The organism is Synechococcus sp. MIT S9507, assembly GCF_047304715.1.
In the GTDB taxonomy this organism is placed as follows: Bacteria; Cyanobacteriota; Cyanobacteriia; order PCC-6307; family Cyanobiaceae; genus Synechococcus_C.
Map to the genome: position 1 here is coordinate 1,903,058 of NZ_CP138970.1, position 14,152 is coordinate 1,917,209.

At 59.1% G+C, this 14,152-nt stretch carries 8 protein-coding genes; 7 read left to right on the plus strand and 1 reads right to left on the minus strand.

Annotated elements, in window-relative coordinates:
* The first annotated feature begins 1 nt into the window (after window position 1).
* Together SIB83_RS09935 and rpiA are read left to right on the plus strand one after the other, a co-directional pair.
* On the plus strand, window positions 2–1,075 hold the full coding sequence (locus SIB83_RS09935) for a trypsin-like peptidase domain-containing protein (protein WP_413406289.1): 1,074 nt from the start codon (window positions 2–4) through the stop codon (window positions 1,073–1,075).
* Between the two features lie 39 nt (window positions 1,076–1,114).
* Window positions 1,115–1,831 (plus strand): ribose-5-phosphate isomerase RpiA, encoded by a 717-nt coding sequence (gene rpiA, locus SIB83_RS09940; RefSeq protein WP_413745717.1) that lies wholly within the window; start codon window positions 1,115–1,117, stop codon window positions 1,829–1,831.
* A gap of 2 nt (window positions 1,832–1,833) precedes the next feature.
* Here the strand turns inward: rpiA and hisD are convergent, their stop codons facing one another.
* Entirely contained in the window at window positions 1,834–3,156 is a 1,323-nt protein-coding gene (gene hisD, locus SIB83_RS09945; RefSeq protein ID WP_413405492.1) for a histidinol dehydrogenase, read from the minus strand.
* Between the two features lie 108 nt (window positions 3,157–3,264).
* On the opposite strand from hisD, the gene rpsT reads away from it, so the two are divergent.
* The 5 genes from rpsT (at window position 3,265) to SIB83_RS09970 (ending at window position 14,092) form a co-directional block, all read left to right on the plus strand.
* Window positions 3,265–3,570, plus strand: a complete 306-nt coding sequence (rpsT, locus tag SIB83_RS09950) for a 30S ribosomal protein S20 (RefSeq protein WP_413405493.1) — start codon at window positions 3,265–3,267, stop codon at window positions 3,568–3,570.
* Window positions 3,571–3,643: 73 nt separating this feature from the next.
* On the plus strand, window positions 3,644–4,429 hold the full coding sequence (locus tag SIB83_RS09955) for a TatD family hydrolase (protein WP_413745718.1): 786 nt from the start codon (window positions 3,644–3,646) through the stop codon (window positions 4,427–4,429).
* Window positions 4,430–4,700: 271 nt separating this feature from the next.
* Complete coding sequence (gene rpoB / locus SIB83_RS09960; protein ID WP_413745719.1) at window positions 4,701–7,994, plus strand: DNA-directed RNA polymerase subunit beta; 3,294 nt, start codon at window positions 4,701–4,703, stop codon at window positions 7,992–7,994.
* A 45-nt stretch (window positions 7,995–8,039) separates the two neighbouring features.
* A complete protein-coding gene (locus SIB83_RS09965) occupies window positions 8,040–9,944 on the plus strand; it encodes a DNA-directed RNA polymerase subunit gamma (RefSeq protein ID WP_413745720.1) in 1,905 nt (634 codons plus the stop codon).
* 47 nt (window positions 9,945–9,991) lie between these two features.
* Window positions 9,992–14,092 carry a DNA-directed RNA polymerase subunit beta' gene (locus SIB83_RS09970; protein ID WP_413745721.1) on the plus strand — a complete coding sequence of 1,367 codons (4,101 nt, stop codon included), beginning with the start codon at window positions 9,992–9,994 and terminating at the stop codon, window positions 14,090–14,092.
* The last annotated feature ends 60 nt before the right edge of the window (window positions 14,093–14,152 follow it).

Here is a 14,152-nt window from a genome sequence, read left to right on the forward strand (position 1 = left end):
TCTGTCGTTCACGGTTCTGCCGGTCAGAGCATGGGCAGCCGCGAATGGTTTCCCTGGCACGCACAGCTTCGTTGCCGACGCTGTGCGCAACGTCGCTCCGGCAGTGGTCAGAATCGACACGGAGCGGATTGTGGAGCGTCAGCCCTTTGACCCAAACCTGATCGATCCTCTGCTCAGGGACCTGCTCGGCGAGCCCGGCTACGGCCCTGAGCGTCAGCGCGGGCAGGGGTCCGGGGTAGTGATCGACCGAGAGGGCCTGGTGCTCACCAATGCCCATGTTGTTGAGCAGGTCGATGAGGTCAATGTGACCCTCGCCGACGGTGATCAAAGAGACGGTGTCGTCATCGGCCGCGACCCGGTTACGGATCTGGCACTGGTCCGGCTGGAGGGTGGTGAGCTTCCCAAGCCGGCCAGGCTCGGGGACTCCGATGCTCTGGATGTCGGGGACTGGGCCATCGCTCTGGGCACGCCCTACGGCCTTGAGCGGACCGTCACCCTCGGCATTGTCAGCAGCCTGCATCGCAACATCAGCAGTCTCGGTTTCAACGACAAGCGCCTTGATCTGATTCAGACCGATGCAGCCATCAATCCCGGAAATTCGGGCGGCCCGCTTGTGAACGCCGATGGTCGCGTGATCGGCATCAACACCCTTGTCAGATCGGGTCCCGGGGCTGGACTTGGTTTCGCTATTCCCATCAATCTCGCGAGCCGCGTCGCCCAGCAGCTGCAACAGGCCGGGGAAGTTGTTCATCCCTATCTGGGGCTTCAGTTGATTCCGCTGACGGCCAGAATCGCCAGAGAGCACAACCGGGACCCCAATGCTCTCGTCGAGCTGCCGGAACGGTCAGGCGCCCTTGTTCAGTCTGTTCTTCCAGACAGCCCTGCCCAGAGAGCTGGCCTGCGTCGCGGTGATCTGGTGGTCAAGGCGGGTGATGTTCCCGTTGATGATCCCCAGACACTTCTTCAGCAGGTCGATCAGGCAGAGATTCATCAACCCCTGGCTCTTCAGATCATCCGTGGTGAAAAAGATCTGCAGCTGTCCGTCAAACCTGAACCCTTGCCGGGTTTCGGCTGACACTCTTGCTACGGTCGCGCCGCGGATCAAACCTGAACGATGCCAGATCTTCAGAACCAGATGAAACAGGCCGTCGCTCAAGCGGCAGTCGAACAGTTCCGCGACGGAATGATTGTGGGGCTTGGATCAGGTTCCACGGCAGCTCTGATGATTCAGGGACTCGGCCAGCGTCTCGCCTCCGGTCAGCTCAAGGACATCGTCGGTGTCACCACATCGTTCCAGGGTGAAGTGCTAGCTGCTGAGCTGGGCATCCCTCTGCTCAGTCTCAACGCTGTGAGCAGGATTGACCTGGCCATTGACGGTGCTGATGAGGTGGATCCTTCTTTCCAGCTGATCAAGGGCGGCGGTGCATGCCACGTTCAGGAGAAACTTGTCGCCGCTCGCGCAGAACGCTTCGTCGTGGTGGTGGATTCCACCAAGCTGGTGGAACGGCTGAATCTTGACTTTCTTCTGCCGGTGGAGGTTCTGCCCGGAGCCTGGCGTCAGGTTCAGCAGCGGTTGTCGGCGATGAGCGGAAAAGCCGAACTGCGCATGGCGAATCGCAAGGCCGGTCCTGTGGTGACCGATCAGGGCAACCTCGTTCTGGATGTTCGTTTCGACGGGGGAATTGCTAACCCCCTGGATCTGGAGAGAACCATCAACAACATTCCCGGTGTGCTGGAGAACGGTCTGTTTGTGAATCTCGCCCACGAGGTGTTGGTGGGTGAAGTGAATGACGGTGTGGCAGGGGTTCGTCGACTGGACAAGGTCGGCTGATCTCAGTCCAGCCTGACCTTCACTGAGTTCGCATGGCTGTGCAGTCCTTCGCTGCTGGCCAGTTCCACCACTGCTCCGCCAGTGGCTTCGAGCGCTTCCCTGCTGAATTCGATCATCGAGGTATGGCGCATGAAGGTTTCCACGCTCAGTGCGCCGCTGTAACGCGCGGAACCACAGGTGGGCAGGGTGTGATTCGGACCGGCCAGGTAATCACCCACTGCTTCCGGACTCCATGGACCGATGAAAATTGCGCCTGCCTGTTGGATGCGATCCGCCAGCATCCGTGGCCGCTCCACGAGCAGCTCCAGATGTTCCGGCGCAAAACGATCGCTCAGGCGTGCACAGGTTTCAAGGTTGTCGCAGACCACGACCAGCCCCCATTGCCCCAGCGATTGCCTGCAGATAGCTTCACGGGGATGGCTGCTCAGCTGAGTTTCAAGCTCCGCCGGCAGCGAATCGGCCAGGGACTGGGATGTGGTGAGAAGAATGGCTGCAGCCAGTGGATCGTGTTCCGCCTGGGCCAGAAGATCAGAAGCGACCTGACCAACGCAGGCTGAGCCATCGGCAATCACCAGAACTTCACTGGGACCAGCCAGGGAGTCGATGCCAACCTGTCCATAGACCAGCTTTTTGGCGAGAGTGACATAGAGATTTCCCGGGCCGCTGATGACATCAACGCGAGGGATTGTTTCCGTGCCCAGAGCAAGAGCCGCAACCGCCTGGGCGCCCCCGATCCGATAGACCTCCTGCACTCCCGCCAGGTGTGCAGCTGCAAGCACGGTCCGGTTCACCTGGCCATTGGCTGCTGCAGGGGTGACCATCACCAGCCTCTCCACCCCCGCAACCCTTGCAGGAACGGCATTCATCAACACCGTGCTGGGGTATGAAGCCCGACCACCCGGAACATAAAGACCTGCAGCCTGCACCGGTCTCCATCGACGCCCGAGGCGTTCTCCGTGGATGCCTTGAACGTCGATGTCCTGTGGTTTCTGGCGCATGTGAAAGTCCTGGACCCGACGGTGGGCGAGTTCCAGGGCGTCCCGCAGGTTCGCTGGGCTGCTCTCCCAGGCTTGATGCAGCTCAGCCGCTGGAACCCTCAGCGGTTCGGGAAGGAAACCGTCGAACTGTTCGGTGAGTGCCATCACAGCGCTGTCACCTTCAGTGCGCACGCGTTCGATGATGGTTTCGACAGTCGCTGTGGCTTCTTTCTGCGTCTGTCCGGTGGTGCGTGTTGAAATTCGATCGAGTTGTTGCTCTGCCCCGGCTGCGCTGTCGAGGCACCTGGGCAGACCGCTTGTCGCCGGCTCTGTGCTCAGGGTGGTCATCAACGCTGGCCATAAGGTTCAGTCAAGCTAGGTCCACCCGCATCACCTCGATGGAAGCCGAAGGGTCCTGGGTTAACGTTGTGGGCTGTCGATGAGAATTCCGGCTCTGTGGCCAATAACAAATCTTCGAAGAAACGCGTCGAGATCGCTGAGCGCAATCGCCTTCAGAACAAGGCCTACAAGTCGGCCATGCGCACTCTCATGAAGCGCTGTATCAGTGCCTGTGATGCCTACACAGCAGCGCCCGGTGATGAGGCGAAAGCCGGTGTTCAATCCAGCATGAATGCCGCATTCAGCAAAATTGACAAGGCTGTCAAGCGAGGCGTTCTGCACCGCAACACCGGAGCTCATCAGAAAGCCCGACTCACCGTCGCTGTGAAAAAGGCGATTGATCCCGCTCCCGCTGCAAGCTGATTGCTGATCTCTGGGCCAGGATGATGGCCACAAGCCCTGCAGAATGGATCCTGAAGGCGCGTTTCAGGGTCCGATGGCTGTTCCAGCGTTAATCGACAGTCACTGTCACATCGTTTTTCAGAGCTTCGAGGAGGATCTTGAGGCGGTTGCTGAGCGATGGCGGATCGCTGGGGTGAAGTCGCTGCTGCACGCCTGTGTCGAACCCAGTGAGATTCCCGCCATCCGCTCCCTGGCGGATCGCTTCCCCGAAATGCGTTATTCCGTGGGTGTTCATCCCCTTGACACCAAGCACTGGGGTGATGACACACCTGAGGTGTTGCGCATTGCTGCGCTGGATGACAGCCGGGTCGTGGCCATCGGCGAGCTCGGTCTTGATCTGTTCCGTGACAAGAATCTGGATGAGCAGCTTGCGATCCTGCGTCCCCAGCTCGACCTCGCCGTGGAGCTCAACCTTCCCGTGATCGTTCATTGCCGCGATGCGGCAGAGCCGATGTTGGTCGAACTGCGTGCGCGACAACGTGAGGGCCGCTGTCCCGCCGGTGTGATGCATTGCTGGGGGGGGACGCCTGAGGAGATGCATCAATTTCTTGAGCTGGGCTTCTACATCAGCTTCAGCGGCACCGTGACGTTCCCCAAGGCGGTGCCCACCCATGACTGTGCCAGGGAGGTTCCGCAGGATCGATTTCTTGTCGAGACCGATTGTCCTTTCCTGGCGCCGGTCCCACGCCGGGGCAAACGCAACGAGCCTGCATTCGTGGCTTCGGTTGCAACGCGTGTCGCAGAACTCCGTGACCAGTCGCTCGAGCAGGTTGCTCAGGACAGCACCGCCAATGCCAGGCGTCTGTTCAGGCTTCCCTGATCTTGCAGACCGTTGCAACATGAAAGTGTAAGATGACTTATTGGCCTGGCCAGGCACGGTTTTCTGTGCTTGGACTCCCGAAGCGTCCATTACCGTCCGGTGCATTGACGACGTCAGCTGTCCTGACCCGAGTCTTTTAAAGCCAGTGATCGCGGAGGTTGTCCCTTTCCAAGGGGTGGCCGCCGCTGTTTTGGCTGAAAGCTCATTTCATGGTTGTACCAGCTGCCTCCTTCAGGCCCCACTGTCCCCTCCGATACCTGCAGGTCTCCGCATGAGCAGCAGCGCGATTCAGGTCGCCAAGACCGCCACCTATCTGCCCGATCTGGTGGAGGTTCAGCGTGCCAGTTTCAAGTGGTTTCTTGAGAGAGGTCTGATCGAGGAGCTTGAAAGCTTTTCGCCGATTACCGACTACACCGGCAAGCTTGAACTCCATTTCGTCGGCAGCGAGTACCGGCTGAAGCGTCCTCGTCACGACGTGGAAGAGGCCAAGCGTCGTGATGCGACGTTCGCCTCGCAGATGTACGTGACATGCCGTCTGGTCAACAAGGAGACCGGTGAAATCAAGGAACAGGAGGTGTTCATCGGCGAGCTGCCGTTGATGACGGAGAGAGGAACGTTCATCATCAATGGCGCTGAGCGCGTGATCGTCAATCAGATCGTGCGCAGCCCCGGGGTCTATTTCAAGGATGAAATGGACAAGAACGGGCGTCGCACCTACAACGCCAGTGTCATTCCCAACCGTGGTGCCTGGCTGAAGTTCGAGACCGATAAGAACGATCTTCTGCACGTCCGTGTGGACAAGACCCGCAAGATCAACGCCCACGTGCTCATGCGCGCCATGGGCCTTTCGGACAATGATGTGATCGACAAGCTCCGCCATCCGGAGTACTACAAAAAGTCGATTGAAGCCGCCAACGACGAGGGCATCAGCTCTGAAGATCAGGCCTTGCTTGAGCTGTACAAAAAGCTGCGTCCGGGTGAACCGCCATCAGTCAGCGGCGGACAGCAGCTTCTGCAGACCCGCTTCTTTGGTCCCAAGCGCTACGACCTCGGCCGAGTGGGTCGCTACAAGATCAACAAGAAGCTCCGTCTCACGATTCCCGACTCTGTGCGCACCCTTACCCACGAGGATGTGCTGTCAACCCTCGATTATCTGATCAACCTGGAGCTTGATGTCGGCGGAGCGAGCCTTGATGACATCGATCACCTCGGCAATCGCCGGGTGCGCTCGGTGGGTGAGCTGCTTCAGAACCAGGTTCGCGTGGGTCTCAATCGCCTTGAGCGAATCATCAAGGAACGCATGACGGTTGGTGAAACCGACTCGCTCACCCCTGCTCAGCTGGTCAATCCCAAGCCCCTGGTCGCTGCCATCAAGGAGTTCTTCGGCTCCAGTCAGCTGAGTCAGTTCATGGATCAGACCAATCCACTGGCTGAGCTCACGCACAAGCGACGCATTTCGGCGCTTGGCCCAGGCGGCCTGACCAGGGAGCGTGCCGGTTTTGCGGTGCGTGACATCCATCCTTCTCACTACGGCCGTCTCTGCCCAATCGAAACGCCTGAGGGCCCTAACGCCGGCCTCATCAATTCACTTGCCACCCACGCCCGGGTGAATGAATACGGCTTCATTGAAACCCCTTTCTGGAAAGTCGAGAACGGGCGGGTTCTCAAGCAGGGCGATCCCATCTATCTCTCAGCTGACCTCGAGGACGAATGCCGTGTCGCCCCTGGAGATGTGGCGACCGACAGCGACGGAACGATCCTCGCTGACCTGATCCCTGTCCGATACAGGCAGGATTTTGAAAAGGTCCCCCCTGAGCAGGTGGACTACGTGCAACTCTCACCCGTGCAGGTGATCTCCGTTGCAACCTCGCTGATTCCATTCCTGGAGCACGACGACGCCAACCGCGCGTTGATGGGCTCCAACATGCAGCGTCAGGCTGTGCCGCTGTTACGTCCGGAGCGTCCGCTTGTCGGAACAGGTCTGGAAACCCAGGTTGCCCGCGACTCGGGCATGGTCCCGATCTCAAGGGTGAATGGCACCGTCACCTTCGTTGACGCCACCGCGATTGTGGTACAGGACGAAGAAGGTCTCGAACACACCCATTTCCTTCAGAAGTATCAGCGGTCCAATCAGGACACCTGCCTGAACCAGCGTCCGATTGTTCGGCAGGGTGACCCGGTGATTGTGGGTCAGGTGCTGGCTGATGGTTCCGCCTGTGAAGGCGGTGAGATCGCTCTTGGCCAGAACGTCTTGATCGCTTACATGCCCTGGGAGGGTTACAACTACGAGGACGCCATCCTTGTCAGTGAGCGTCTGGTCAACGACGACCTCTACACCTCGGTGCATATCGAGAAGTACGAGATCGAGGCACGTCAGACCAAGCTGGGGCCAGAGGAGATCACCAGAGAGATTCCCAACGTTGCTGAGGAAAGTCTCGGCAACCTCGATGAGATGGGCATCATCCGCATCGGCGCCTTCGTTGAAAGCGGCGACATACTTGTCGGCAAGGTGACTCCGAAGGGTGAATCCGATCAACCCCCCGAAGAGAAACTGCTCCGAGCGATTTTCGGTGAAAAAGCCCGTGACGTGCGTGACAATTCACTCAGGGTGCCCAGCACCGAGCGCGGACGTGTTGTGGATGTGCGCATCTACACCCGAGAACAAGGCGATGAGCTGCCCCCAGGCCCAAACATGGTGGTGCGTGTCTATGTGGCCCAGCGTCGCAAGATCCAGGTCGGCGACAAGATGGCCGGCCGCCACGGGAACAAGGGCATCATCAGCCGCATCCTTCCCCGTGAGGACATGCCATATCTCCCCGATGGCACTCCGGTAGACATCGTGCTGAACCCTCTGGGCGTTCCGAGCCGCATGAATGTCGGTCAGGTGTTCGAGCTGCTCATGGGTTGGGCCGCTTCGAACCTCGACTGCCGTGTGAAGGTTGTGCCCTTCGATGAGATGTACGGTGCAGAGAAGTCTCAGCAGACGGTGGAGACCTTCCTGAAGACTGCGGCCAAACAGCCCGGCAAGGAGTGGATCTACAACCCCGATGACCCCGGCAAGCTTCAGCTGATCGACGGACGCACCGGTGAGCCCTTCGACCAACCTGTGGCCGTGGGCTACTCCCATTTCCTCAAACTGGTGCACCTCGTGGATGACAAAATCCACGCCCGCTCTACAGGCCCTTACTCCCTGGTGACTCAGCAGCCTCTCGGAGGCAAGGCTCAGCAGGGTGGACAGCGTCTTGGCGAAATGGAGGTCTGGGCACTCGAGGCTTACGGCGCCGCTTACACCCTCCAGGAGCTGCTCACTGTCAAGTCCGATGACATGCAGGGCCGCAACGAGGCTCTCAACGCCATCGTCAAGGGAAAGCCGATCCCCCGCCCCGGCACGCCGGAGTCCTTCAAGGTGCTCATGCGCGAGCTTCAGTCGCTGGGTCTGGACATTGCCGTGTTCACCGATGAGGGCAAGGAAGTCGATCTGATGCAGGACGTGAACCCCCGTCGCAGCACCCCCAGCAGGCCCACCTACGAATCCCTGGGCGTCGCTGATTACGACGAGGACTGACGGATCAACGAACGAACCGACAACCCCCCTCTTCCCTAATCGTCAATGACCAACAGCAACCTCCGGACCGAGAACCACTTTGATTACGTCAAGATCACACTCGCATCACCTGATCGGGTGATGGAGTGGGGTCAGCGCACCCTGCCCAATGGTCAGGTGGTTGGCGAGGTCACCAAGCCAGAGACCATCAACTATCGAACTCTCAAGCCCGAGATGGACGGGCTGTTCTGCGAAAAGATCTTCGGCCCGTCGAAAGACTGGGAATGCCATTGCGGCAAATACAAGAGGGTGCGTCACCGCGGCATCGTCTGTGAGCGCTGCGGCGTTGAGGTCACTGAAAGCCGGGTGCGCCGGCACCGTATGGGCTTCATCAAGCTTGCAGCTCCTGTTTCCCATGTCTGGTACCTGAAGGGCATACCCAGCTATGTGGCCATCCTTCTGGATATGCCTCTGCGCGATGTGGAGCAAATTGTTTATTTCAACTGCTATGTGGTGCTGGACCCAGGTGACCACAAGGATCTCAAGTACAAACAGCTGCTGACCGAGGACGAGTGGCTTGAAATCGAAGATGAAATCTATGCCGAGGATTCCGAGATAGAGAACGAGCCGGTGGTCGGTATCGGTGCGGAAGCGCTGAAGCAGCTGCTGGAGGACCTCACCCTCAACGAGGTGGCTGAGCAGCTGCGTGAAGAGATCGCGAGCAGCAAAGGTCAGAAGCGCGCCAAGCTGATCAAGCGTCTGCGAGTGATTGACAACTTCATCGCCACCAATGCCCGTCCGGAGTGGATGGTGCTTGATGTCATTCCGGTGATTCCTCCTGACCTGCGCCCGATGGTGCAGCTGGATGGCGGTCGTTTCGCCACCTCTGACCTCAATGACCTCTATCGCCGGGTCATCAACCGCAACAACCGACTTGCGCGTCTGCAGGAGATCCTCGCTCCAGAGATCATTGTCCGCAACGAAAAGCGGATGCTTCAGGAGGCTGTGGATGCCCTGATTGACAACGGCCGTCGTGGTCGCACCGTGGTCGGTGCCAACAACCGTCCTCTCAAGTCACTCAGCGACATCATCGAGGGCAAACAGGGTCGTTTCCGCCAGAACCTGCTGGGCAAACGAGTCGACTACTCGGGTCGTTCCGTCATCGTGGTGGGCCCCAAACTGAAGATGCATCAGTGCGGTCTGCCCAAAGAGATGGCGATCGAACTGTTCCAGCCGTTCGTGATTCATCGCCTCATCCGCCAGAACATCGTCAACAACATCAAGGCCGCCAAGAAGCTCATCCAGCGTGCTGATGATGAGGTGATGCAGGTGCTTCAGGAGGTGATCGAGGGGCATCCGATCATGCTCAACCGAGCTCCGACGCTTCACAGACTCGGTATCCAGGCTTTTGAACCCAAACTGGTTGATGGTCGCGCGATTCAGCTGCATCCTCTCGTTTGCCCTGCGTTCAACGCCGACTTCGACGGTGATCAGATGGCCGTGCATGTGCCTCTGGCGATCGAAGCCCAGACCGAGGCACGCATGCTGATGCTGGCCAGCAACAACATTCTCTCCCCCGCCACCGGTGAACCAATCATCACGCCGTCACAGGACATGGTGCTTGGTGCCTACTACCTCACTGCCCTTCAGCCGCAGATGAGCCCCATTGAATTCGGCGATCGCAGCCGGACCTTCTCCGATCTGGAGGACGTGATCCATGCCTTTGAGGACAAGCGCCTCGGACTGCACGACTGGGTCTGGGTTCGCTTCAACGGTGAAGTCGAAGACGACGACGAGCGCGACGAACCCATTCAGATTGAAACCCTTTCCGACGGCACACGACTGGAGCAGTGGACCTACCGCCGTGATCGATTTGACGAGGAGGGAGCCCTGATCAGCCGTTACATCCTCACCACCGTGGGCCGTGTGGTGATGAATCACACCATCATTGATGCAGTGGCAGCCACCTGAACGATCAAGACCGACCCACTCCATAAACACGACCAATCAGCGCTGTCATGACCTCCACCCCTTCCAAATCCCGTAAGTCCTCCAAGTCCTCCAAGGCTTCCAAGGCGGCCAAGGCTGCTGCAGCTGCCAAGGAGGCCCGTGCCCTGGCCAAGACCCCTCCACCGTTCAGCAATCGTGTGGTGGACAAAAAGGGTTTGAAACAGCTGGTTGCCTGGGCCTACAAGCACCACGGCACGGCGGCCACTTCGGCGATGGCTGACCAGCTCAAGGATCTTGGCTTCAAATACGCCACTCAGGCCGCAGTGTCCATTTCTGTGGACGATCTGAAGGTGCCTGAAGCGAAGCAGGATTTGCTGGGAGAGGCGGAAGAGCTGATCACCGCCACAGAGGAGTCATATCGTCTGGGGGTGATCACCGAGGTTGAACGTCACACCAAGGTCATCGACACCTGGACGGAGACCAACGAGCGTCTGGTGGATGCGGTCAAAAAGAACTTCAACCAGAACGATCCACTGAATTCAGTGTGGATGATGGCCAACTCCGGGGCCCGGGGAAACATGTCCCAGGTTCGCCAGCTGGTGGGTATGCGCGGCCTGATGGCCAATCCCCAGGGGGAGATCATCGACCTGCCGATCCGCACCAACTTCCGTGAAGGTCTGACCGTCACGGAATACGTCATCTCGTCCTACGGAGCCCGCAAGGGACTGGTGGACACGGCACTGCGCACAGCTGACTCCGGCTATCTCACCCGACGTCTGGTTGATGTCGCTCAGGATGTGATCGTGCGCGAAGACGACTGTGGAACGACGCGTCTGATTGTCGTGAAGGCTGAAAATGGCAAGTTCGGCAATCGTCTCGTGGGTCGACTCACCGCCGATCAGGTGGTGTCTGCCGAGGGTGAGGTGCTCGCCGAGCGCAACACTGAAATTGACCCGCCTCTTTCCCAGCGGATCCAGAAGGCCGGGGTTCAGGCGGTGAGTGTGCGCTCACCGCTCACCTGTGAAGCCAATCGCTCGGTCTGCCGCAAGTGCTATGGCTGGGCTTTGGCCCACAACGAACTGGTGGATCTCGGTGAAGCCGTCGGCATCATCGCTGCTCAGTCGATTGGCGAGCCTGGAACGCAGCTCACCATGAGAACGTTCCATACCGGCGGTGTATCCACGGCGGAATCCGGCGTGGTCCGCTCCAAGGTCGCCGGCACCGTTGAGTTCGGTTCGAAAGCACGCGTACGCCCGTACCGCACTCCCCATGGAGTGGACGCACAGCAGGCTGAGGCTGATTTCAAACTCACGATCAATCCCTCCGGCAAGGGCAAGGCTCAGAAGGTTGAAATCACAAGCGGTTCGCTGTTGTTTGTTGACAACGGCCAGGAGGTCGCCGCGGACGTGACTGTGGCACAAATCGCTGCGGGTGCTGTCAAGAAGAGTGTTGAGAAGGCCACCAAGGATGTGATCTGTGATCTGGCCGGACAGGTCAGCTACGACCCCACCATTCAGCCCAGGGAAGTCACCGATCGCCAGGGCAACATCACGCACAAAGCACAACGTCTGGGAAGGATGTGGGTGCTGGCAGGGGATGTCTACAACCTTCCCCCCAATGCCCGGCCAGTGGTCACGGCCGGAGCTCAGGTCACTGAATCCCAGGTGCTCGCGGAAGCCAGTCAGGCGAGTGAGTACGGCGGTGCCGTCCGACTGCGTGAAGCCCTTGGTGATTCACGCGAGGTGCAGATCGTCACCACGTCGATGACCCTGCGCGATTTCAAGCTGCAGGGCGAGTCCACTCATGCCGGTGAGATCTGGAATCTTGAGGCCAAGGATGGCACCCGTTATCGCCTCAACACGATCCCCGGAAGCAAGATCGGCAGTGGCGAAGTCGTCGCTGAACTCAATGACGATCGCTTCCGCACGCAGACCGGTGGACTGGTTCGCTTCGCTCCCGGCCTCGCCATCAAGAAGGCCCGATCCGCCAAGAACGGTTACGAGGTCAACAAGGGTGGAACTCTGCTCTGGATTCCCCAGGAAACCCATGAGATCAACAAGGACATCTCTCTGCTGATGATCACTGATGGTCAGTGGATCGAAGCCGGCACCGAGGTTGTTAAAGACATCTTCAGCCAGACGGCCGGCATCGTCACCGTCACTCAGAAAAACGACATCCTGCGCGAGATCATTGTTCGCAGCGGCAGCTTCCATCTCTGCACTGAGAAAAAAGCTCTCGAGCGCTTCACCGGCGACGGTGTGATGGTCAATCCTGGCGAGTCGATTGCCAAGGGCATCAGCACCGATGCCATGGTGTATGTGCAAACCGTTGAAACCCCTGAAGGCTCAGGACTGCTGCTCCGCCCGGTTGAGGAATACACCATCCCCAATGAGGCACAGCTCCCAGATCTTGGACACGTCAAGCAGCCGAATGGTCCTCACCTCGGCCTGAAGGCAACCCAGCGTCTGTCGTTTAAAGACAACGAGCTGGTCAAGTCTGTGGAGGGCGTCGAGCTGCTGCGCACACAGCTGATGCTTGAGACGTTCGACACCACCCCGCAGATGACCGTGGATGTGGAACGCGTGCCTGACAGGCGCGCCAAGACGATCGAGCGTCTGCAGTTGGTGATCCTGGAGAGCATCCTGGTGCGCCGTGACACAATTTCCGACTCCAGTCACGGTTCCACCCACACTGAGCTCCAGATTGAGGACGGTCAGTCGATCAAGGCCGGCGACGTGGTGGCCACAACGCAGATCCTCTGTAAGCAGGAGGGCGTGGCCCAGATGCCTGAAGCCACTGAAAGCGAGCCGGTGCGTCGACTGATCGTGGAGCGCGCCGAAGACACCGTGACCATCAGCACTTCTGCCAAGCCCGTGGTGACTGTGGGTCAGCGCATTGTTGACGGTGATCGTCTTGCCGAAGGCCAGCTCGCTGATTGCTGCGGCGAGGTGGAACAGGTGGATGCCAAAGCCGTCACGCTGCGACTGGGACGCCCCTACATGATTTCACCGGATTCTCTTCTGCACGTTCGCGACGGCGACCTGGTGCAGCGAGGGGATGGTCTTGCCTTGCTGGTGTTTGAACGTCAGAAGACCGGGGACATTGTTCAGGGCCTTCCCAGGATCGAAGAGTTGCTGGAAGCCCGGAGACCCCGCGAGTCAGCGATTCTCTGCAAGAAGCCCGGTACGGTCGAGATCAAGCAGGGCGAAGACGATGAAACGACAGTGGTGACAGTCATCGAGAGCGATGACGCCATTGGCGAATATCCGATTCTGCTGGGCCGCAATGTGATGGTTAACGATGGCCAGCAGGTGGCAGCCGGCGAGCTGCTGACGGACGGTCCGATCAATCCCCATGAGCTGCTGGAGTGTTTCTTCGAAGATCTGCGCAGTCGCAAGCCACTCATGGAGGCTGCCCAGGAGGCAATCGCCAACCTGCAGCATCGTCTGGTGACTGAGGTTCAGAACGTCTACAAATCCCAGGGCGTCTCAATCGATGACAAGCACATTGAGGTGATCGTGCGTCAGATGACCAGCAAAGTGCGGGTCGAGGATGCCGGTGACACCACCCTGCTGCCTGGTGAGTTGATTGAGCTTCGTCAGGTCGAGGACACCAATCAGGCGATGTCGATCACCGGGGGAGCTCCAGCAGAATTCACACCGGTTCTGCTGGGGATCACCAAAGCCTCTCTCAACACCGACAGCTTCATTTCAGCTGCCTCCTTCCAGGAGACAACACGCGTTCTGACAGAAGCCGCAATCGAGGGCAAGAGCGACTGGCTTCGCGGTCTCAAGGAGAACGTGATCATCGGACGCCTGATCCCCGCAGGCACAGGCTTCAGCGGCTTCGAAGAGGAGCTTCGAGCGGAGGCCGGGCCCCATCCAGACATCCTGGCTGAGGATCCCGTTGGTTACCGCCGAATGCAGAACCTGCGGCCGGACTACACCGTCGACATGCCTGCGGCTCCTGTCAAAGATGCCACCGCGGTTCTGGATGACCCCAGTGATGCCGATCTGGAAGCCACTCGCAGCCGTCATGGCATCGAGGGTGGTGCCAACTTCGCCGCCTTTGTTCGTCCTGACGCTGAAAACGAGCTGAAGGAAGAGCAGGTGGTCGATGCCGAGGCCGTTGAGGGGCTTCAGGAGGAGGGACTTCTCAGTGATGAGTGAAATTGGTGGTCTCCTCCGCGTCCATCACCCAGTCCCTTTCCAACTTTGCGCTGAAGCCGG

Bases quoted from the DNA above. Each gene is read 5' to 3' on its own strand.
- rpoB (WP_413745719.1), top strand. From the start codon at position 4,701: ATGAGCAGCAGCGCGATTCAGGTCGCCAAGACCGCCACCTATCTGCCC.
- SIB83_RS09955 (WP_413745718.1), top strand. From the start codon at position 3,644: ATGGCTGTTCCAGCGTTAATCGACAGTCACTGTCACATCGTTTTTCAG.
- SIB83_RS09970 (WP_413745721.1), top strand. From the start codon at position 9,992: ATGACCTCCACCCCTTCCAAATCCCGTAAGTCCTCCAAGTCCTCCAAG.
- SIB83_RS09965 (WP_413745720.1), top strand. From the start codon at position 8,040: ATGACCAACAGCAACCTCCGGACCGAGAACCACTTTGATTACGTCAAG.
- hisD (WP_413405492.1), bottom strand. From the start codon at position 3,156: ATGACCACCCTGAGCACAGAGCCGGCGACAAGCGGTCTGCCCAGGTGC.
- rpiA (WP_413745717.1), top strand. From the start codon at position 1,115: ATGCCAGATCTTCAGAACCAGATGAAACAGGCCGTCGCTCAAGCGGCA.